Below are 19,465 nucleotides of genomic sequence, written 5' to 3' on the forward strand. Positions count from 1 at the left end.
ATGGGATCAGGATGGGGAGGTGGCCGGTTCCGGGACACCGATGAGGGTGACCACGGTGCGCCGTAGGATCTCGGCCGTCGCGATCACGTCGGGGATCGACACCCATTCCTCGGCGGCGTGATAGTTGCCCCCTTCGGGACCGAACAGCACGGTGGGAATCCCGGCGCTCTGCAGCAGTGCTGCGTCGGTCCAGGCATTGAGGCCGGTGATCTGGGCCCTGGTTCCGTTGACGGCCTCGGTGGCGTCGGCCAGGGCCGCCAGCAGGGCGTCGTTGCCTGCACCGGTGAACGGGTCCCGGTCCAGTCGCACCCGGACCTCGCCGCGGAACCGCGGCTCGACCGCCTTGACCTCATCAAAGATCGCCTCGATCTCGGCAACCCGGTCGGCCAGCGTCTCGCCGGGTTGCGTGCCGATCTCGATGCCGAGGACCACCTCGGCCGGGTAGGTGGCGTAGTCGGTACCGCCGGCAATGGTGCCGGTGTGGAACACCGTGCGCCCGTTGCGCGGATCGGGGTTGGGCTTCCAGCGGGTCTCGTCGAGCCGATGCAACCGCGTGATGACCTCAGCCATGTGCACGATGGCGTCGACACCCTTGTCCGGTGCCGAACCGTGGGCGGGTTCGCCGAACACCACGATGTCGATCCAGCCGAACCCCTGATGCTCACCGAAAATCAGGTGCGAGCCTTCGGGTTCGAGTTCGATCGCCAGGTCGATCTCGTCGGCGTGGTGCGCGACGAGGTGTTCGGTACCGATGCTCACGCCTTCCTCGTCGATCGCCAACGCCACGAGCACGTTGCCTGCCAGCGGCGTTCCGCAGCGCACCAGTTCGGCGGCAGCCAGCATCGCGGCCGCGCAACCGCCTTTGTCGTCGGCCACTCCGACGCCGATCATGCGGTCACCGTCGACCACAGGGGTCAACGCGCGATCAGGCCAGGCCGCATAGCCCACGGTGTCGCTATGGGCGGTAAGGCAGATGGTGGGTCCGGGTGCGGTACCCCGCAGCCAGGCCAGCACGTTGGGACGGCCGGGCTCGACATCCTCCAGCGTGACGTCCAGGCCTGCCGAGGTCAGCCAGCGTTGCATGAACCTCGCGACCTCGCCCTCGCCGGCGCCTCCCGGGATGAGCCACGGTGTCACAGAATCAATGCGGACCAGGCTGTCGAGCAGCTCGATCACTTCTTCCCGGCTGGCACTCATGCGATGTTCTCCTTAGTGGTTGTCAGGACTCGGGTGTCCCAAAAGTGGCACGCCACAGCGTGTTCGGTACTGACCGAGCGCAGCTCCGGTGGCTCGGTGGTGCAGCGCTCGGGCGATCCGAGCGCGTGGAACAGCGGGCAGCGGGCGGCGAATCGGCACCCGCTGATCGCGGTGGTGGGGTTGGGCGGCTCACCGGCGAGCAGGGTTCGGGCAGTCCGCCGCCCGTCGGGTCTGGGCATCACGTCGACCAGCGCGCGGGTGTACGGGTGGGCCGGGTTGGCGATCACCTCGGCGCCCACGCCCTGCTCGACGATGCGGCCGAGGTACAGCACCGCCACCCGGTCGGCGAACACGCCGGCCAGTGCCAGGTCGTGGGTGATGAAAAGGGTTGCGATTCCGAGGCGTTCCCGCATGTCGAGCAGTAGACGCAGGATGCCGGCCCGTAGCGACACATCGAGCATGGACACCGGTTCGTCGGCGACGAGCAAGCGGGGTTCGACGGCGACCGCGGAGGCTATGGCGACCCTTTGGCGTTGGCCACCAGACAGTTCGAACATGCGGCGCCCGGCGACCGATTGCGGTAGGCCGCACGCGGCCAACGCGGCAAGGGCGGCTTGTCGCCGTGCCTCGGAGTCGAGGTCGCGGCGGTGGATCGCCAGCCCCTCGGCCACCAGGTCGAGTGCGGTCGAATTGGCGGGCAGGCTCTCGAACGGATCCTGGAAGATCATCTGAAAGTCTCGCCGCATCGCCCGCAGCTTCCGGCCGCCGAGGTGGGTGATGTCGACCCCGCCGATGGCGATCGACCCCGACGTCGCCTCGGCCAGGCGCATTATGGTGCGCGCCATCGTGGTCTTGCCGCAGCCTGATTCGCCCACGAGCGCGACGATCTCCCGTTCGTTGATGGTGAGGTCGACGCCGTCGACCGCTCGGGCCAGTAGTCGACGGCGGCCGTGCCTGATCGGGAAGTGCACGTGCAGATCGGTGATCTCGGCGACCGGCTTGCCGGTGGTCGGTTCGGTCATCGGGCCACCTTCAGTGCGAGCGTCGTATCGGATGCCACCCGGTGGCAGGCGGCGACGTGGGTGGTGCCTGCGGCCACGGGACGCAAAGCCGGGACTTCGGCGGCGCACTCCGGTAGTGCCACCTCGCAGCGCGCGCAGAACCGGCACCCGTCGGGCGGGTGGGCGAGATCCGGTGGGCTGCCGGGTATTCCGCTGATCGACGCGGCACCCGCCCCGGGTTGCGGAAAACATGCCAGCAGTTGCCGGGTGTAGGGATGTGCAGGTCCGGTGACCGCGGTGTGCGTCAGAACCTCGTCGGCCTGCCCGCGTTCGACGATGCGGCCGGCGTACATGACGGCCGCCCGGTCGCACAGCTCGCCGAGCACCATCAGGTCGTGGGAGATCACCAGCATCGCAAGATCGAGTTCGTCGGCCAGGCGCCGGATCAATTCGAGGATCTGCGCCTGCGTCATGACGTCGAGCGCCGTGGTCGGTTCGTCGGCGATCACCAGTTCGGGATCACAGGCCAGAGCCATCGCGATCATCGCCCGCTGCTTCATTCCGCCCGAGAACTGGTGTGGGTAGTCCGCAGCCCGGCCTGCCGCGATGCCGACCTCGCCGAGCAGTTCGGCGACGCGCGTTCGGATCTCGCGCTTGCCGATGTCCGGACGATGCGTCCGGATGGCCTCGGCGATCTGGGCGCCGACGGGCATGACGGGATTGAAACCGTTCATCGCGCCCTGGAACACCATGGACAGCCGGCTCCAGCGCAGGCGGCGCAGCCCGTGGTCGTCGACGGTGAGCAGGTCGGTTGCGCCCAGCTGCATCCGGTCGGCACTCACCTGCGCACCACGGGGTAACAGCTGCGCCACCGCGAGGGCCAACGTGCTTTTGCCGCAGCCGGATTCCCCGGCCAGCCCGACGACCTCGCCGGTGTCGACGTCCAGGTCGATCCCGTCGACGGCGCGGACCTCGTCCGCTCCGGACCGGTATGTGACCGACAGGTTGCGAATCTCGAGCAGGTTCATGTGGTCGCCGCCAGTTTCGGATTGAGAATGTGTTCGAGCGCCTGGCCGATCAGCGAGAACGCCAGCACGACAACGACGATGCCGACACCAGGGGGCAGGAAGTACCACCAGTAGCCGCTGCCGACGGCGCCGGATACGAAGGCGTTGTGCAGTACCTGGCCCCATGATGTGCGGGACGGATCGCCCAGACCCAGAAATGACAGGGTGGCCTCGGCCAGGATGGATCCGGCTATCACCAGGACGGCGTTGGCGATCACCAGTGCGGCGACGCCGGGCAGGATCAGTTTCCACAGGACGGCCGGCGCCGACAGGCCGACGGTGCGGGCCCGTGCGACCACCTCGCGTTCCCGTAGCGCCAGAGTCTGGGACCGCACGATCCGGGCCGTGGGCGGCCAGCTCGTCACGGCGATGACCAGGACGATCATCGGAAGGCTCTGTCCCACAATCGCTCCGAGCGCGATCATCAACGGAAGGTTGGGCAGCACGAGGAAGAAATCGGTGATCCGCATCAGGACCGCGTCGACGAATCCCGTGAACCAGCCGGCGAGGATGCCGACGACGGTGCCGATGAGGACCGTCACGAGGGTGGCGATCAGGCCGATCTCCAGGGAGATCGGGGTGCCCGCGAGCACCTGCCGTAGCACGTCGCGCCCCAGTTCGTCGGTGCCCAGCAGATGAGTTCCGCTGGGCGGCTGCAGGATTCCCGTCCGTGACTCCGCAACGGCACCACGGTCGTACGGTGCGACCAGGGGGCCCACCACGGCGAGTACGGTGACGGCGAGGGCCATGAGCACACCGGTGCGGCCCATGCCGTCATGCCACAGCTTGGATGCGACGTCGCGCCAGCCGGCGCCGGCCGTCGCGATGGGAACAGTCACCTCGGTCACGTCAGTCTCACCCTCGGGTCCAGTGCGCGGTAGATGACGTCGCTGGCGAAGTTGGCCAGCACCACCACGACGGCGAACAACAAGAAGCACGCCTCCATCACGGGATAGTCGCGCCGCACCACGGACAGGTAGATCAGCTGGCCCATCCCTGGCCACGAGAAGACTGTCTCGACCTGGATGGTGCCGCCGACCGTCGCACTGGCGTACAGGGTGGTCGCGGTGGCGACGGGGAGCAGCGCATTGCGCACCCCATGCCGCCACAGCACCCGGCGCGGGTGCAGACCCTTGGCGCGTGCGGTGGTCATGAAGTCCTCCGAGAGTGTGTTCAGCAGGGAACTCCGGGTGATCAGGACGAACTGAGCGATGTCGACCATCACCATCGCGGCGGTCGGCAGGATCAAATGCCTTGCCAGGTCGGTGATCCGGGTGAACACGGTGGGGTAGATCGCATCGGCGGTGTACATCCCGGCGATGGGCAGCCAGTTGAGTGCCACCGCGAACACGAAGATGAGCAACATACCGACCCAGAACGTGGGCAGGCTCCAGAACACCAGGGATCCCACCACGAGTCCACGGTCGGACCGCGTGCCCCGGCGTGCTGCGGCGAACACCCCGATCACAACCCCGAGCCCGACCACAAGCACGGTCGAGACCGTCACCAGGATCACGGTGTTGACCAGCGCGTCGCCCACGATCGGGCCGACCGGTGCCGAGTAGGAGTACGAGTACCCGAATTCACCGTGCAGCAGGTGAGTGACGTAGGTGAGGAACTGCGAACCGAGCGGCTGGTCGAGTCCGTAGTACGTGCGCAGCCTGGCTATCGCCGCCGCATCGAGATGCTGACCGCGTGCGATGTGCGTGACAGGATCACCGGGCATGAGGTGAAAGATCAGGAAGTTGGTGATGAGGACTGCGACGAGGGTGACCGCGAGATAGGTGAGTTTCGTTGCGAGATAACGCAGCATCGCCTGGGAGCCCGCCTCAGGCCGGCTTCACGTCGAGGTAGTTCACGCGCGGGAAGTTCAACACCATGCCGCCCTTGATGGGCTGCCATCCTGTCCAGGTGTCGGTCCGTGTGCCGGTGAGCTTCTTCTGATACCACATCACGATGTAGGGACAGCTGGAGTAATGGATCGCCTGCATCTCCTGGACCAGCTTGACCCGCTGACCGCGGTCGATCGTCGTTCGCTGCTGCTCGTAGAGCTCGTCGTATCGCGGGTTGCTCCAATACGTGTCGTTGTTACCGCCGATCTGGTCGGTGGTGGCGATGCCCAGCAGATACGACGGGTCGTACATCTCCGAATCCCAGCCCCACACCACGATGTCCCAGTCCGGCCCCTGGGTGTTGAAGACCGTGCTGCCCATTGCGTCGGCATCGGTGGTGGACAGCTTCACGCCGACGCCGACGGCCTTGGCCGCGGTGGCGAAGAGTTCGGCGGCTTTGACGTCGACGGCGGTGTCGGCAATGGCGAGGATCCTGAAGTTCAGCGGGGCACCGTCCTTCGACTCGCGGATGCCGTCGCCATTGCGGTCCACATAGCCTGCATCGTCGAGCAGTTTGCGGGCCTTGTCCTGGTTGTTGTCCAGGACATCCGCTGCGGCCGGGACGTAGTGGAAGTCCCCGAAAGCCACGGGGAGCAGGCCGGTACCCGGCTCCCCGTAGCCCGATAGGGCGAGCTCGACGAGTTGCTGGCGGCTGACCGCGCAACTCAGCGCCTGACGAACCGTTGGGTCGAGCAGGATTCGGTTGCCTTTCGAGTTGGCTTCGGTGGAGCAGTTGAAGCCGATCATGTGGAACGAAAACGATTCCAAGTCATCGGTTTTCACATTGGCGGCATCTTTGAGTCCGCCGAAGATGGTGGGCGGGATCTCGGCGACGATGTCGATGTCACCGGTGCGCAGCGCCTGGGTGACGATGTCGTCGCTGCCGAACTTCGTCCACGTCACCTTCTGCGCGGCAGGTTTGGCGCCCCACCAGTTGTCGTTGCGGGTGACGGTGACGGCGTTGCCTTTCTGCCAGGAGTCGAAGACGAACGGTCCGGTGCCGACCGGCTTGTCGTTGGCGAACCGGGGCAGATCGTTCTTGTTCACACCGGACCAGATGTGCTTGGGCACGATCGGCGTGATGACCCCCGGATCCAATGTCTGAGGTCGCGAATAGGTCAGCCGCACAGTGTTTCCGGTTGACGTGGCGTCGACGAGATCCTTGAAGTACGCACCGTAGGTCCCGTAGTCGTTGTCGCGGACCATCAGGAGGGTGAACACGACATCATCGGCTGTGAACGGGGTTCCGTCCTGCCACTTGACGTCGTCGCGCAGGGTGTAGGAGTACGTCTTGCCGCCGTCGTCGACTTTCACCCCGGTGGCCAGCGAGGGCTTGACGTTCAGATCGGCGTCGTACTCCATGAGCTTGTCGTAGAGCAACTGGAACACGTCATAGGACTGCGTGGAGAAGGCGGTGAACGGGTTCAGTGAGTCGATGTCCGTCGTCGATCCGACACGCAGCACGGTGTGCGTCGCGGTCTCGGGTGCGCACGCGGCCAGTGCCGCTGCGCCGCCGAGAGCTGCCGCGACCACCGCGGAATTGCGCAGGAAGCTGCGTCGGTCAATCTTGTGCATCGCCGGGGTTCTCCTTCGGGGGCGGAGCCAGTGCCATCACTGTGCATACACAGTATTGTGAGTATGTATGTGATCGTGTGATGTCGTGTGTGTTTCGCAAAAATTTCGGCTTTCAACCACCGGATGAGGTGTTAAGCACCGATTATCAGCGCGTTCACAGAGATGCATAGTTAGTATGCTCAGTGGAAGCGGGCCGTCGGTCAGCGACCGGGACTGGGAGGGCGGATGCCGACACAAAAGGGGAGCGGCTCGGTTGGGGGTGACCGCAAGCTCCGCTACCAACAGGTGCAGGAGCTGGTGCTCAGCATCATGGCCGAACGGGACCTACGCCCGGGCGATCGTTTGCCGTCGACCACTGAACTCGCCGAGATCGCTGACGTCAGCACCATTTCCGTACGCCGTGCGCTCGACGAGCTGGAGCGCGCCGGAAGAATCCACCGCCATCAGGGCCTGGGAACCTTTGTCGCCGAGCCGCGTATCGGTGCCGACCCGACGCGACCGGGTGAACTACTGCAGACCCTGACCGACAACCAAGGTCGTTCCCCGTCGGTGACAACCGCGTTGATAACGATCTCGGTCGGCTTGCCCAGCTCGACCATCGCGGCGGCGCTGGGTGTCGACGGCGGGCAGCCGACGTGGGAGATCTGGCGGCGACGGACCATCGGGCAGGGGCCCGGCGCAGACCGGATACTCGAACGCGCCGTGCTGCCACTGAGCCGCGTGCCCTCGATAGACCGCGACCGGCTCGCCGCAGGCGAGTCGCTCTACCGCTTCCTGCAGGAACGGTATGGGCTCGCCGATGAGTACACCGAGCAGGCGTTCGAGGTCGACACACCCAACAGCTGGGAGGCCGAACAGCTCGATCTCGAACCGGGCGAGCTGGTCGTACGCATCCGCGGCGTCAGTTTCGATTCCGCAGGCCAAGCCTTCGACTGTTTCGAACAGTGCTACCGCGCAACGAAATTCACGTTCTATACGGCCGGCCAGACGCGGCATCGCATCCTCGGGCCCTCGGAATTGTCCAACTGGTCGGTGGCCCCGCTGACCGATCCGCAACAGGGAGCGGACTGACCCTCAGGCAGGCCAGTCGATGCCGAACTCGCGCGTCAGCGCCGCACGCCCGGTGTCGGTCACTTTCAGCGCGCGGTGCTGCGGCGCGCGGCGCAGCCAGCCCGCCGTCAGGAAGCGGTCGAGCACCGCTCGGCCCAAGCCGCCGGCCAGGTGGTGGCGCTGCTCGGTCCAGTCGATGCAGTACCGCACGAGTGGCCTTGAGCCGGTGGGTAATTCAACACCGATACGACGCAAGCGGTCGGCGCCCGCCGCGGTGAGTTCATAGTGCACATCGCGTCCCGGACTGCTCAGCCGGTCGGAATCGCCGTCGTGGAACCGGCCGTCACCGCCGGTCAGCACGCCGTGATCGATGAGGCTGGCCATGATCTGCACACCGAGCCGACCGGCGATGTGGTCATAGCAGGTGCGCGCGCTGCGTAGGCGCGCCGCTCGGGTGCCTTCGCGCAGTGAGGTCACCGGGCGGGCGGGCGCCAGCCGGCCCAATTGCTCGATCAGTTCCCCGATTTCGGGTCCGGCCAGGCGGTAGTACCGGTGCCTGCCGTGGGTCTGCACGCTCAGCAGGCCGGCCTCGGTCAGCTTGTTGAGATGACTGCTGGCGGTCGAGCGGCTGATGCCGGCTTCATCGGCCAGCACGCTGGCAGGCAGGGCGCGGCCGTCGTCGAGCGCCAGCAGCACCCGGCAGCGAGCCGGATCGGCGAGCAGTGCGGCCAGTGCGGCGATGTCGACGTCCGCAGTCGACGGCAGATCCGTGACATCACGCATGGGACGTCTCCTTCCTGAGTTCCGGGACGGTGGAAACCCGCGCCAACCGCAGCGCGGCGGCCGCCCCAGCCAGCTGACACAACCCACCGACGACCAACGCGACACGGACGCCGAGGTCACCACCGATGGCCGCCATGGCACTACCCAACACCGCGACACCGACAGTGATACCCAGCAGCCGGGACAGATTCACCACCCCGGCGCCCAGACCCGAGCGCTGTACCGGCATCGCCGACATCGCCAGCGACACGGCAGGCCCGGTGTTCAGCGCCAGGCCCGCGCCCGCCAGCACGAGAGACAGCTCCAGCAGCCACACCGCCGCCGTCGGACCGACCGCGGCGTACAGCAGCAGCCCCGCCGCCATCAGACCCAGGCCGGCGGTCATCGCGGTGCGTGCGCTGGTCCGCCGGGCCAGCCCGTTGGCCGTCGGGATCAACGCCAGGTACGTGGCCGGCAGCGGCAGGAACCACACGGCGGTCGCCAGCGCGCTCAGACCGCGTTGCTGCTGGAAGGCGAAACTGTTGACCAGCAGCAGGCCGTAGATGCCGAAGGTCATGGTGAACGTCGCCAGCAGCGCACCGACCAGTCGGCGACTGCCGAAGAGATCCAGCGGCAGCATCGGCCGGACACTGCGGCGCTGCACGGCGACGAACGCCGCAAGGGCGCACGCAGCGACGAGCGCGACCGACACGATGCGCTGCCACGGCCAGGTGTGGCCCTCGACGAGCACCAGCGTCAGCGCGGCCAGGCCGAGCACTGCCAGGCACTGACCCGGTATGTCGATGCGGGCGGCGGCCGGGTCACGTGATTCGGGCAGCTGTCGCATGCTGAGGATCAGGGCCAGCGCGCCAACCGGTGCGTTGACCCAGAAGATCCACCGCCAGCCGGCCGTGTCGGCCAATACTCCACCGAGCAGGGGACCGATCGCGGTACTGCTCGCGGCCGCGAACGCCCATGCCGCGGTCGAGCGGGCCCGGTCCGCGGGGTCCGGGAAGGCGGCCGAGGTGATGGCCAGGCCCTGCGGCAACATCATCGCCGCGCCAAGGCCCTGGACGGCGCGGGCGGCCAGCAGCGCGGGCAGCGCCGGTGCCAGGGCACACGCCACCGACGCGACGATGAACAGCGTCAACCCGGTCTGCAGCAGCCGGCGTCTGCCGAACCGGTCGCCGAGCGAACCTGCGGTCAGCAGCGCCGCGGCGAAGGTGATGTTGTACGCGTCGATGGTCCACTGGGCGCCTGCGATGCCGCCGCCCAGATCGTCGCGGATCGCCGGCAGCGCCAGGTTGACGGCGTTCGCGTCGACGAGCCCGACGAACAGGCCCAGGTAGGCGGCGACGAGGGTGAGAACTGCGGCTCGTGTGAGTGCCATACCCGCACGCTAGGACCGGAATGATTCGACGCCCGTCGAATCATTTCCGACCTCAGCGGTCGGGCAGTGCGTGCTCGACGATGGGGCGGCGCGGGTGCGGCTCGCGGACACCGCGTTTGGCCGCCAGGTAGACCTGGGCGGTCTCGGCGGCCACGGTGTGCCAGTCGAAATCGGAGGTCAGCCGGTCGCGCGCGGCGATCGCCCGGACCTGCGCAGCGTCGGGATCGTCGAGCACAGCGCGGACCGCGGCGGCCAGCCCGGCCACGTCCCGCGGCACGAACGACACCCCCGTCTGCCCGTTGATCACGGCCTCGCCGAGACCGCCGACGTTGGAGGTGACCAGCGGGGTACCGGTGGCCGCGGCCTCCAGCGCCACGATGCCGAACGGTTCGTAGTGGCTGGGCAGCACGGCGGCATCGGCGTTGTGCAACGCGGCCACCAACTCGTCGTGGCCCAGCCGGCCGACGAATCGGGTGGCCTTGAGCACCTTGTGCTTTCGGGCCTCTTCGACGAGCCACTCCTGCTGGGTGCCGTCCCCGGCGATGGTCAGCGTGGTGCCAGGATGTGCCCGCCGGATCCGGGGCAGGGCGGCGATCGCGTCGTGCACGCCTTTCTCGTACTCCAGGCGGCCCACGTAGAGCAACTGAGCCGGGCCCCTTCGGGGCCGACGCCGCGCGAACGGCCACAGTGCGGCGTCGATACCGTTGCGGATCACCCGAGTCTCGGCCAAGCCGGGCCCGAACAGTTCGGTGATCTCGTCGCTCATCGACGCCGAACACGTGATGAGCGAATCGGATTCACGCACCAGCCAGGACTCCGCGGCGTGCACCTGGCGGCTGATCCGGCCCGACACCCAGCCGGAATGCCTGCCTGCCTCGGTGGCATGGATGGTGGAAACCAGTGGCACATCGAAGTATTCGGCCAGTGCGATGGATGGGTGCGCGACCAGCCAGTCGTGGGCGTGTACCAGGTCCGGTTGCCAGGGGCCGCCCGCGTCGTCTTTGATGCGCAGGCCTGCGCGGACCATGGCATGGCCCATCGCCAGCGTCCACGCCATCATGTCGGTCCCGAAGTCGAATTCGTGTGGATCCTGGGCGGCGGCGACGACGCGGACACCTTCGCTGATCTCGTCGGTCGACGGATGCGTGCTCGGGTCGGTGTCAGACGGTCGCCGGCTCAGCACGACGACTTCGTGACCGGCCGCCACCAGAGCGGTGGCCAGGTGATGCACATGCCTGCCGAGGCCGCCGACGACCACGGGCGGGTATTCCCACGACACCATCAGGATTTTCATGGTTGTGCGCTTTCTCCGCGGGGTGGTCATCTGGGGAGCCTGCGGGCGTCCAGCGCGCCGAACAAGCCATCGGCCTTGTTCCAGCCGTCGGCCAAACGCTGCGCGTGTTCGCCACGGCCCGACGCCAGCGCATCACAGATCTCACGCGTCGCGTGGGCGTGCAGGTGTGCGCGGTACCGCGCGTAGTCGGCCGCGGAGTCTTTGCTGACCATGAACGGCCAGTCGCTGGATACCGTCAGGAGGGTCTCGCGCAGAATCTGGTCGGCGACGTGATCGCGTGGCGTGGGGGAGCCCACCGCGGCGTTCTGGGTGAGCGCCTTGTCCACGGTGCTCAGCGCGGTGTCGACGACCTCGGCGTTGAGCTGGACCAGGTCGCTGACTTTCTCGCCGTTCCAGACCTGCCAGTCCTTGCCCGAACCCCATGAGCTGGGCGGCAATTCGACCGGAGCACCGACGAATCCGTCGGCCTTGGCGTCGGCGAGGGTGCCCACGCGCACGCCCGCCTCGGGCAATGCGCGCAGCACGCGCCCGAGCCAGGTCGGACCCTCGTACCACCAGTGGCCGAACAACTCGGTGTCGAATGCCGCGACCACGTGGGCAGGCCGGCCGATGCGCTCGCTTTCACGGAGCAGCCGCCGCCGCACGACCGCGACGAAATCCGCGACGTGGTCGTCGATGGCACGGTCGGCACGCTGCGGGTCGTAAGGTGCCTTGTCCTCGGACGCCACGTTGCGTCCGGTGACCCGAGCCGGTTTGAGGCCTGTGGTGTGGTCGTAAGTGTGGAAGTCGCGGTAGGCGGCGTGGCCCGGGTAGCCGGACTTGGGGGACCACACGCGGTAGCTGACCTGCAGGTCGCGTCCGAAGGCGATGACGTCGGAATCTCCGACCGGGCGGCCCAGCGCGGTGTCACCGTGCAGGGACGGGCCGTCGACCATGAAATGGCCCACACCCGCTGCGGCATAACCGGTTTCCATACCCGGCGCATACGCGCATTCGGGCGCCCAGATGCCGCGCGGCGTGTGAGCGAAGCGCGCGCGGGCATCGGCAAGGCCCTCCCGCAGCGCGAACTCGCGCAGTCGCGGGTTGAGCAGCGGCTGGAACGGGTGCGCCAGCGGGCCGCCGAGCAGTTCAATGGTGTCGGCGTCGATCAGCTCGCGCAACAGCGGGCCTGCGCCGTGCCGCCACCGGGTGGTGAAGTCCTCGACTGCCGCAGCGGCTTCGGCGTGTTCGCGAATCCCGAACTCGCGCAGCCCTTCCCGGTCGCGCAGCGTGGTGGCTTCCAGGGCCCGCAGCTGCCAGTTGGCCAGCCAGTGGTGCATACCCGTCAGGCAGTACGGGTCGTCGAGCTGTGCGGTGACCACCGGCGTCATGCCCAGCGTGATCAGGTGGCTGCGGTCTTCGGCGGCCAGGGTGCGCAGCACCCGCATCAGCGGCAGGTAAGCCGCCGACCACGATTGGTAGAGCCATTCTTCGCCCACCGGCCAGCGGCCGTGGTGGGCCAGCCATGGCAGATGTGTGTGCAGGACCAGGGTGAACAGCCCCGGCACCGGCTCGGCTGCCGGGGCACTCACGGGCGCACCGCGATCGCGACGAGGTCGAGGCTGTCGTCGATGTTGCGTTCGGTGGCCGGGGTGATGTCGAAGTCGTCGGTGGACACCGCGGCGACGTCGGCGAGCAGCTGTTCGGGCCAGGGTGCGTCGGCCACCGCGCGGGCCACCTGGGCGTCGATGATGGACCCGCCGTGGCGGGCATCGAGCGAGGCCAGCCCGGCGCCGTGAAAGACCCCGGACACCTCTTCGATGCGGAATCCGGCGTCGCTGAGCAGTTCGGTGAGCTCGGCGGCGTTGAGTTCGCGGGTGTGGAAGGGGTTGAGCGGGGTGTCGCGACCGGGGGAGAAGGTGATGCGGTTGGGGGTGGACACCAGGAACACGCCGCCGGGCCGCAGCACCCGGTAGCACTCGGCGACGAACTGTGCCTGGTCCCACAGGTGCTCGATGACCTGGAAGTTGACCACCACGTCGACCGAGCCGTCTGCCAGTGGTAGCTCGGCGAGGTTGCCGTGCCGGATGTCGACGCGGGGATAGCGGGCCCGCACGTGCGCGACCGTCGCTTCGTCGTAGTCCAGGCCGATGACCTTGCGGGCGACGCCGGCGATCAGGTCGGCGCCATATCCTTCGCCGCAGCCGGCCTCGAGCACGTCGCGCCCCGTACAGCGCTCGGCGAGCCGCTGGTAGACCACCTCGTGCCGACGGAACCAGTAGTTTTCCTCGGCCAAGCCGGGGACGGTCCGCTCGCCTGTCAGAGGGAGGGCGTCATCCGGACCGTCAACAAATGTGCTCATTGGAAGGCAGGCTAACCCAGTCGACCGGTTGGTGGCCTACTCGCGAACGGTTCCCTGCTGCATGCGTGTGATAGGGGTCACTGCATACCTAGCGCGACCAGCTATGGTGTTCCTGCGAACTCCGTAAGTTACCGACTAGTAACATGGGGTAGTCGCAAAAGCGTAAACGGTTGGCCGGCCCCCGGCCCCACTAGGAGGACGAACCAGAGTCATGACGAACATTGTGGTCCTGATCAAACAGGTCCCAGATACTTGGTCGGAGCGCAAGCTGTCCGACGGCGATTTCACCCTTGACCGTGAGGCCGCCGACGCCGTGCTCGACGAGATCAACGAGCGCGCCGTCGAAGAGGCGCTGTTGATCAAGGAGCGCGAGGGCGGCGACAGCACCGTCACCGTGCTGACCGCCGGTCCCGAGCGCGCCACCGAGGCGATCCGCAAGGCCCTGTCCATGGGTGCCGACAAGGCCGTTCACCTCAAGGACGACGACCTGCACGGCTCCGACGTCATCCAGACGGCATGGGCGCTGGCCCGCGCGCTGGGCACCATCGAGGGCACCGAGCTGGTCATCGCCGGTAACGAGGCCACCGACGGCGTCGGCGGCGCGGTGCCGGCCGTGATTGCCGAGTACCTGGGCCTGCCGCAGCTCACCCACGTGCGCAAGCTGACTGTCGAAGACGGCAAGGTCACCGCCGAGCGCGAGACCGACGACGGTGTCTTCACGCTGGAAGCCCCCCTTCCCGCCGTGGTCAGCGTCAACGAGAAGATCAACGAGCCCCGCTTCCCGTCCTTCAAGGGCATCATGGCCGCGAAGAAGAAGGAAGTCACCGTGCTCACCCTCGCCGAGATCGGCGTCGAGGCCGACGAGGTCGGTGTCGCCAACGCCGGGTCCAAGGTGCTGTCTTCGACTCCGAAGCCGCCGAAGACCGCCGGCGAGAAGGTCACCGACGAGGGTGACGGCGGTACCAAGGTCGCCGATTACCTCGTGGCTCAGAAACTCATCTAGCAGTTGCTTCCATCGAATCTAACGAGACGCGAAAGACATAACGAGAAATCCCATGGCTGAAGTACTTGTGCTCGTCGAGCACTCCGAGGGTGCCCTGAAGAAGGTCACCGCCGAACTGATCACCGCTGCTCGCGTGCTGGGCGAGCCTGCTGCTGTCGTAGTGGGCAAACCGGGCACGGCAGCGCCGCTGGTGGACGGCCTCAAGGCCGCCGGCGCCGCCAAGATCTACGTCGCCGAGTCCGACGACGCCGAGAACTACCTGATCACCCCGGTGGTCGACGTGCTCGCCGGCCTGGCCGAGTCGGCTGCGCCCGCAGGCGTGCTGATCGCCGCCAGCGCTGACGGCAAGGAGATCGCCGGACGGCTCGCGGCCCGCATCGGTTCCGGTCTGCTGGTCGACGTGATCGAGGTCAAGGAAGGCGCGGTGGGCATCCACAGCATCTTCGGTGGCGCGTTCACCGTCGAAGCCCAGGTCACCAGCGACACCCCGGTCATCACCGTGCGTCCCGGCTCGATCGAGGCCGCCCCCGCCGACGGCGCCGGTGAGGTCGTCAACGTCGAGGTTCCGGCTCAGGCCGAGAACGCCACCAAGATCACCAAGCGCGAGCCCGCCGTGGCCGGCGACCGTCCCGAACTCACAGAGGCCACTGTCGTGGTCGCCGGTGGTCGTGGCGTCGGCAGCGCGGAGAACTTCAGCATCGTCGAGGCACTCGCCGACTCGCTCGGCGGTGCTGTCGGTGCCTCGCGCGCCGCGGTCGACTCGGGCTACTACCCGGGCCAGTTCCAGGTCGGTCAGACCGGCAAGACCGTGTCGCCGCAGCTCTACATCGCGCTGGGCATCTCCGGGGCGATCCAGCACCGCGCAGGCATGCAGACGTCGAAGACGATCGTCGCGGTGAACAAGGACGAAGAGGCGCCGATCTTCGAGATCGCCGACCTCGGCATCGTCGGTGACCTGTTCAAGGTCACCCCGCAGCTCACCGAGGCCATCCAGGCTCGCAAGGGCTGACGTCCGAGTCATACGGCAAACCCCGGCGCATCCGATGCGCCGGGGTTTTTCGTTGTGCGGGTTCTTCTGTCGCGGCACCGGCCAAACCACGAACTTTCCAGGGTTTCAATCTGCCCGTGTGCTGACAGGCTGGATGTCGTGACCGGGTCGCGCACGATTGCGGCCGCGAGGTGTTCGGGTGGATCCTCGCCATGGCGAGGCCACGCCAGAGAAAGGTGTTCGCACAATGAAAATCACAGTGATCGGGGCCAGTGGCCAGATCGGTTCGCGGGTCGTGCGGTTGCTCACCGAAGCCGGGCACGACGTGGTCGCTGCCTCCCTGTCGTCGGGCGCCAACGTCGTCACCGGTGAGGGGTTGGTGGCGGCGCTCAGCGGCGCCGAGGTGCTCGTCGACGTCGTCAACTCGCCGTCGTTCGACGACGGGCCGGTGATGGACTTCTTCACCGCGTCCGCGCGGAACTTGACCGCCGCCGCGCAGGAGACCGGCGTCGGGAACTACGTCGCACTGTCCATCGTCGGGGCCGACGGGCTGCCCGACAGCGGGTATATGCGGGCCAAGGTGGCCCAGGAGAAGATCATCACCGAATCCGGTCTGCCGTACACGATCGTGCGCGCCACCCAGTTCCAGGAGTTCGCCGAGGCCATCACCGACACCCTGGTGGTCGGGGACGAGGTGCGCGTGCCCGACGCCCGGATCCAGCTGATCGCGGTCGACGACGTCGCCGCCGAGGTGGCCAAGGCGGCCCAGGCCGCGCCGCGGGGCGGAATCGTCAACATCGGCGGACCCGAGAAGCTGTCGTTCGCGGACATGGCCCGTGCGGTACTGGCCAAGCGCGGTGACGACAAGCCGGTGGTGATCGACCCGCAGGCCAGGTACTTCGGTACGGCCGTCGACGACAACAGCCTGGTCACCGGCGACGACGGGATCCTCGGCGAAACCCACTGGCTCGCGGCGCGCTGACATGACCATTTCCGCAGAGCGCGAAAAAGCGCTGCGCGATGCCATGACTGTGATCCAGACCGTCACGCCGCCGTTCATCCCGGCCGATGCCGAGGTGATGACGACCATCATCGAGTGGCCCGCGGGGTCACCCGGCGCGCCGCCGCACCGTCATCCCGCCGGACCCGCGTTCGGCTATGTGCTCGAAGGGGAGATGCTCTTCGAACTGGAGGGCGAGGCGCCTCGGGTGGTCAAGGCGGGGGAGGCGTTCTGGGAGCCCGGCGGTGACGTCATCCACTACTCCGACGCCAACAATCGCGACGACCTACCGCTACGCTTCTTGGTCAACATGCTGTGCGTGCCCGGCCAACCGATGCTCGTCGTCGTCGACGACGACGAACTCGAGGCCCGTAAGGACCGACGAGTCCGCTGATGGCCGAGTTCTCCGACGTCGTCCGGTCGCGGCGGTCATCGCGAATGTTCTTGCCGGACAAGCCTGTTCCACGGGAGCTACTCGATGAGGCGCTCGCCCTGGCGATGCGGGCGCCGTCGAACTCCAACACCCAGCCGTGGCATGTCTTCTTCGCCACCGGTGAGCGGCGCGTCCGGTTGGTCGACGCGCTGCTCACCGCGGTCGAGGCAGCACCTCCGGCGATAGGTTCCGCGGGTCTGCCCCCGCAGTTCGCCAACCTGCGCCGAGAGACCGGGGCCCTGGTGTACGGGGCCATGGGGATCGCCCGTGACGACGCTGCCGGCCGCTGGGCAGCGCAGCGGCACAACTGGGAGTTCTTCAAGGCACCGGTGGCCGGGCGGGTGTGCATGCACCGCGATTTCGGCAATGTGGACGCGATGGGCGTCGGGATGTTCCTGCAGACCCTGCTGCTGGCGTTGAACGAACGGGGAATCGGCAGTTGCGTGCAGGTGTCGATCTCGTTCTATCCCGACGTGCTGCGTGAACAACTCGGCATCCCAACCGATCTGACGATCCTGTGCGGGCTCTCGATCGGCTACGCCGACGAGGCATTTGCGGCCAACCACCTGGACACACCGCGCAATCCGATCAGTGAGAACGTGGTGTTTCTCGACGACTGAGCGGCCAGGCCAATTCGTCACCTAGCGATCACGGACATGTCACGCTGGCGACGCCATCCGGCGACCCGGCTGGGCGACCGTGCTGGTTATGAGCACTTCATCTGTACTCATCGCCGCAGACCGTCCCACCCCGTCGGCGGATTCGCCGCGCTACTCGCTGTTGTTGTCCACCGATGCCGAGCTGATCGACGCAGCACAGCGGCTGCGCCACGATGTGTTCACCGCCGAGCCGGGATTCGCGTTGGCCGGCGCGACCGACGGCCGGGACGCCGACCGCTTCGACGAGTACTGCGACCACCTGCTGGTGCAGGACGAGGACTCCGGAGAACTGGTCGGCTGCTACCGCATGCTGCCGCCGCCGGGTGCGATCGCCGCCGGCGGGCTCTACACCGCCACCGAATTCGACGTGACGGGTCTCGACGCGCTGCGCCCCTCGCTGGTGGAGATGGGCCGCGCGGTGGTACGCAACGACCACCGCAACGGTGCCGTTGTCCTGCTCATGTGGGCGGGCATCCTGGCCTACCTGGACCGCTGCGGCTACGACTACGTCACCGGCTGTGTCTCGGTGCCGACGGCGGGCACCGCCGACGGCCCTCCTGGCACCCAGATCCGCGGCGTGCGCGACTTCGTGCGTCGCCGGCACGCCGCGCCGCAGGAGTTCACCGTGTACCCGTACCGGCCCGTCGTGCTGGACGGCAAGGGCCTCGACGACATCGACCCGCCGTCGCGGACCTCGGTGCCGCCGCTGATGCGGGGTTACCTGCGGCTGGGCGCGCAGGTGTGCGGGGAACCGGCCCACGACCCCGACTTCGGGGTGGGCGACTTCCCGGCCCTGCTCGACAAGCGTCGGGCCGATGTCCGCTACCTCAAGCGCCTGCGTTCGGTGTCGGCCGCAGCCGATATGGCCGATGGGATGGGGACGTGAGCACGCCGCCCCGGACGCGAGGAGGACAAACAGAGCCCCGGACGCGAGGAGGACAAACAGGGCCCTTCGAACACTCGTGGTTGCCCAAGGCCTCGTGTGATGCCAGCTGTGTGCACGCGGGCAGCGCCGACACCGGCCGTCGGCCGGTCGTGTGGGTGCGGACCACCGTGCGGGTAATCATGGCGGTGCTGTTGGTGCCCGGTCTGCCGTTGCTGGCGGTGCCGCTGCCGGGACGTTCGCACATCCAGCGGTTCTACTGCCGAATGATGCTGCGGTGCTTCGGGGTACGCATCAGTGTGTCGGGCGGGCCGATCCGCAACCTGCAGGGCGTGCTGGTGGTCAGTGGCCATGTGTCCTGGCTGGACATCTTCACCATCGGGGCGGTGCTGCCGGGGTCGTTCGTGGCCCGCGCCGACCTGATCGAGTGGCCCGCACTGGGCCGGCTGGCCCGCATCATGAAGGTCATCCCCATCGACCGGGGCAGCCTGCGCCGGCTGCCCGACGTCGTGGACGCCGTCGCGCAGCGCTTGACCGACGGCCACACCGTGGTGGCGTTCCCCGAGGGCACGACCTGGTGCGGGTTGGCCTACGGACAGTTCCGGCCGGCGATGTTCCAGGCCGCCATCGACGCGGCCCGGCCCGTGCAGCCGCTGCGGCTGACCTACCGGCACCGCGACGGCCGCCAGTCCACGGTTCCCGCGTTCGTCGGCGAGGACACCCTGCTGTCGTCGGTCCGGCGGGTCATCACCGCGCGTCGCACCGTGTGCCACGTGCACGTCTGTTCACTGCAGCTGCCCGGCGAGGACCGCCGTGATCTGGCCGGGCGGTGCGAAGCGGCAGCACGTCCCGAGCAGGCTCTGCCGAGCGCACCCGCCCACGCCCTGGTGGCCTGACCGGCAATTCGGGGCGCTCACCGGGTGGCGGCTA

Annotated in this window: 19 protein-coding genes; 8 read left to right on the top strand and 11 right to left on the bottom strand. The window is 67.7% G+C overall.

The window, feature by feature from the left end:
* Positions 1 to 6: 6 nt before the first annotated feature.
* The 6 genes from BST13_RS07080 to BST13_RS07105 are packed head-to-tail and all read right to left on the bottom strand — an operon-like array spanning position 7 to position 6,732.
* The gene (locus BST13_RS07080) at positions 7 to 1,197 is read right to left on the bottom strand and encodes a M20 family metallopeptidase (RefSeq protein WP_083162062.1); all 1,191 of its coding nucleotides are present in this window, start codon (positions 1,195 to 1,197) and stop codon (positions 7 to 9) included.
* Positions 1,194 to 2,219: an oligopeptide/dipeptide ABC transporter ATP-binding protein gene (locus BST13_RS07085; RefSeq protein WP_083162064.1), complete on the bottom strand. Its 1,026-nt coding sequence runs from the start codon at positions 2,217 to 2,219 to the stop codon at positions 1,194 to 1,196. The genes BST13_RS07080 and BST13_RS07085 overlap by 4 nt, the downstream gene beginning before the upstream one ends.
* Positions 2,216 to 3,226 (bottom strand): ABC transporter ATP-binding protein, encoded by a 1,011-nt coding sequence (locus tag BST13_RS07090; protein WP_083162066.1) that lies wholly within the window; start codon positions 3,224 to 3,226, stop codon positions 2,216 to 2,218. The genes BST13_RS07085 and BST13_RS07090 overlap by 4 nt, the downstream gene beginning before the upstream one ends.
* On the bottom strand, positions 3,223 to 4,113 hold the full coding sequence (locus tag BST13_RS07095) for an ABC transporter permease (protein WP_095533437.1): 891 nt from the start codon (positions 4,111 to 4,113) through the stop codon (positions 3,223 to 3,225). Before BST13_RS07095 ends, BST13_RS07090 begins: the two co-directional genes overlap by 4 nt.
* Positions 4,110 to 5,078, bottom strand: coding sequence for an ABC transporter permease (locus BST13_RS07100; RefSeq protein WP_083162068.1), 969 nt, complete (start codon positions 5,076 to 5,078; stop codon positions 4,110 to 4,112). The genes BST13_RS07095 and BST13_RS07100 overlap by 4 nt, the downstream gene beginning before the upstream one ends.
* 16 nt (positions 5,079 to 5,094) lie before the next feature.
* Positions 5,095 to 6,732 carry an ABC transporter substrate-binding protein gene (locus tag BST13_RS07105; RefSeq protein ID WP_083162070.1) on the bottom strand — a complete coding sequence of 546 codons (1,638 nt, stop codon included), beginning with the start codon at positions 6,730 to 6,732 and terminating at the stop codon, positions 5,095 to 5,097.
* 225 nt (positions 6,733 to 6,957) lie between these two features.
* Between BST13_RS07105 and BST13_RS07110 the strand changes: the two genes are divergently transcribed.
* Positions 6,958 to 7,803, top strand: a complete 846-nt coding sequence (locus tag BST13_RS07110; RefSeq protein WP_083162072.1) for a GntR family transcriptional regulator — start codon at positions 6,958 to 6,960, stop codon at positions 7,801 to 7,803.
* Positions 7,804 to 7,806: 3 nt separating this feature from the next.
* Here BST13_RS07110 and BST13_RS07115 read toward each other — a convergent pair whose 3' ends face one another.
* Genes BST13_RS07115 through BST13_RS07135 form a run of 5 tightly spaced genes read right to left on the bottom strand, consistent with a single transcriptional unit; the run spans position 7,807 to position 13,569 of the window.
* Positions 7,807 to 8,565 carry an ArsR/SmtB family transcription factor gene (locus tag BST13_RS07115; RefSeq protein WP_083162074.1) on the bottom strand — a complete coding sequence of 253 codons (759 nt, stop codon included), beginning with the start codon at positions 8,563 to 8,565 and terminating at the stop codon, positions 7,807 to 7,809.
* On the bottom strand, positions 8,558 to 9,934 hold the full coding sequence (locus BST13_RS07120) for an MFS transporter (RefSeq protein WP_083162076.1): 1,377 nt from the start codon (positions 9,932 to 9,934) through the stop codon (positions 8,558 to 8,560). The genes BST13_RS07115 and BST13_RS07120 overlap by 8 nt, the downstream gene beginning before the upstream one ends.
* 52 nt (positions 9,935 to 9,986) lie before the next feature.
* Positions 9,987 to 11,228, bottom strand: coding sequence for a glycosyltransferase family 4 protein (locus tag BST13_RS07125; protein ID WP_083162078.1), 1,242 nt, complete (start codon positions 11,226 to 11,228; stop codon positions 9,987 to 9,989).
* Between the two features lie 26 nt (positions 11,229 to 11,254).
* Entirely contained in the window at positions 11,255 to 12,799 is a 1,545-nt protein-coding gene (locus BST13_RS07130; RefSeq protein WP_083162080.1) for a 1,4-alpha-glucan branching protein domain-containing protein, read from the bottom strand.
* Positions 12,796 to 13,569, bottom strand: a complete 774-nt coding sequence (locus BST13_RS07135; protein ID WP_083162082.1) for a class I SAM-dependent methyltransferase — start codon at positions 13,567 to 13,569, stop codon at positions 12,796 to 12,798. Before BST13_RS07135 ends, BST13_RS07130 begins: the two co-directional genes overlap by 4 nt.
* Before the next feature lie 211 nt (positions 13,570 to 13,780).
* On the opposite strand from BST13_RS07135, the gene BST13_RS07140 reads away from it, so the two are divergent.
* The 7 genes from BST13_RS07140 to BST13_RS07170 all read left to right on the top strand — a co-directional run bounded on the left by BST13_RS07140 (position 13,781) and on the right by BST13_RS07170 (position 19,431).
* Positions 13,781 to 14,572: an electron transfer flavoprotein subunit beta/FixA family protein gene (locus BST13_RS07140; RefSeq protein ID WP_083162084.1), complete on the top strand. Its 792-nt coding sequence runs from the start codon at positions 13,781 to 13,783 to the stop codon at positions 14,570 to 14,572.
* Positions 14,573 to 14,624: 52 nt separating this feature from the next.
* Complete coding sequence (locus BST13_RS07145) at positions 14,625 to 15,581, top strand: electron transfer flavoprotein subunit alpha/FixB family protein (protein ID WP_083162086.1); 957 nt, start codon at positions 14,625 to 14,627, stop codon at positions 15,579 to 15,581.
* Between the two features lie 226 nt (positions 15,582 to 15,807).
* The gene (locus tag BST13_RS07150; RefSeq protein ID WP_083162088.1) at positions 15,808 to 16,542 is read left to right on the top strand and encodes an SDR family oxidoreductase; all 735 of its coding nucleotides are present in this window, start codon (positions 15,808 to 15,810) and stop codon (positions 16,540 to 16,542) included.
* 1 nt (position 16,543) lies between these two features.
* Entirely contained in the window at positions 16,544 to 16,954 is a 411-nt protein-coding gene (locus BST13_RS07155) for a cupin domain-containing protein (RefSeq protein WP_083162090.1), read from the top strand.
* Positions 16,954 to 17,613 (top strand): nitroreductase, encoded by a 660-nt coding sequence (locus BST13_RS07160; protein WP_083162092.1) that lies wholly within the window; start codon positions 16,954 to 16,956, stop codon positions 17,611 to 17,613. The genes BST13_RS07155 and BST13_RS07160 overlap by 1 nt, the downstream gene beginning before the upstream one ends.
* Before the next feature lie 88 nt (positions 17,614 to 17,701).
* Positions 17,702 to 18,538 carry a GNAT family N-acetyltransferase gene (locus BST13_RS07165; RefSeq protein ID WP_083162094.1) on the top strand — a complete coding sequence of 279 codons (837 nt, stop codon included), beginning with the start codon at positions 17,702 to 17,704 and terminating at the stop codon, positions 18,536 to 18,538.
* A 110-nt stretch (positions 18,539 to 18,648) separates the two neighbouring features.
* Positions 18,649 to 19,431 carry a lysophospholipid acyltransferase family protein gene (locus BST13_RS07170; RefSeq protein WP_245839427.1) on the top strand — a complete coding sequence of 261 codons (783 nt, stop codon included), beginning with the start codon at positions 18,649 to 18,651 and terminating at the stop codon, positions 19,429 to 19,431.
* The last annotated feature ends 34 nt before the right edge of the window (positions 19,432 to 19,465 follow it).

The organism is Mycobacterium aquaticum (assembly GCF_002086485.1).
Lineage (GTDB): Bacteria > Actinomycetota > Actinomycetes > Mycobacteriales > Mycobacteriaceae > Mycobacterium > Mycobacterium aquaticum.

Excerpts from the sequence above, each read along its gene's own strand:
- BST13_RS07080 (WP_083162062.1), bottom strand. The coding sequence starts at position 1,197 with ATGAGTGCCAGCCGGGAAGAAGTGATCGAGCTGCTCGACAGCCTGGTC.
- BST13_RS07085 (WP_083162064.1), bottom strand. The coding sequence starts at position 2,219 with ATGACCGAACCGACCACCGGCAAGCCGGTCGCCGAGATCACCGATCTG.
- BST13_RS07090 (WP_083162066.1), bottom strand. The coding sequence starts at position 3,226 with ATGAACCTGCTCGAGATTCGCAACCTGTCGGTCACATACCGGTCCGGA.
- BST13_RS07100 (WP_083162068.1), bottom strand. The coding sequence starts at position 5,078 with ATGCTGCGTTATCTCGCAACGAAACTCACCTATCTCGCGGTCACCCTC.
- BST13_RS07105 (WP_083162070.1), bottom strand. The coding sequence starts at position 6,732 with ATGCACAAGATTGACCGACGCAGCTTCCTGCGCAATTCCGCGGTGGTC.
- BST13_RS07110 (WP_083162072.1), top strand. The coding sequence starts at position 6,958 with ATGCCGACACAAAAGGGGAGCGGCTCGGTTGGGGGTGACCGCAAGCTC.
- BST13_RS07115 (WP_083162074.1), bottom strand. The coding sequence starts at position 8,565 with ATGCGTGATGTCACGGATCTGCCGTCGACTGCGGACGTCGACATCGCC.
- BST13_RS07120 (WP_083162076.1), bottom strand. The coding sequence starts at position 9,934 with ATGGCACTCACACGAGCCGCAGTTCTCACCCTCGTCGCCGCCTACCTG.
- BST13_RS07125 (WP_083162078.1), bottom strand. The coding sequence starts at position 11,228 with ATGAAAATCCTGATGGTGTCGTGGGAATACCCGCCCGTGGTCGTCGGC.
- BST13_RS07135 (WP_083162082.1), bottom strand. The coding sequence starts at position 13,569 with ATGAGCACATTTGTTGACGGTCCGGATGACGCCCTCCCTCTGACAGGC.
- BST13_RS07140 (WP_083162084.1), top strand. The coding sequence starts at position 13,781 with ATGACGAACATTGTGGTCCTGATCAAACAGGTCCCAGATACTTGGTCG.
- BST13_RS07145 (WP_083162086.1), top strand. The coding sequence starts at position 14,625 with ATGGCTGAAGTACTTGTGCTCGTCGAGCACTCCGAGGGTGCCCTGAAG.
- BST13_RS07150 (WP_083162088.1), top strand. The coding sequence starts at position 15,808 with ATGAAAATCACAGTGATCGGGGCCAGTGGCCAGATCGGTTCGCGGGTC.
- BST13_RS07155 (WP_083162090.1), top strand. The coding sequence starts at position 16,544 with ATGACCATTTCCGCAGAGCGCGAAAAAGCGCTGCGCGATGCCATGACT.
- BST13_RS07160 (WP_083162092.1), top strand. The coding sequence starts at position 16,954 with ATGGCCGAGTTCTCCGACGTCGTCCGGTCGCGGCGGTCATCGCGAATG.
- BST13_RS07165 (WP_083162094.1), top strand. The coding sequence starts at position 17,702 with ATGAGCACTTCATCTGTACTCATCGCCGCAGACCGTCCCACCCCGTCG.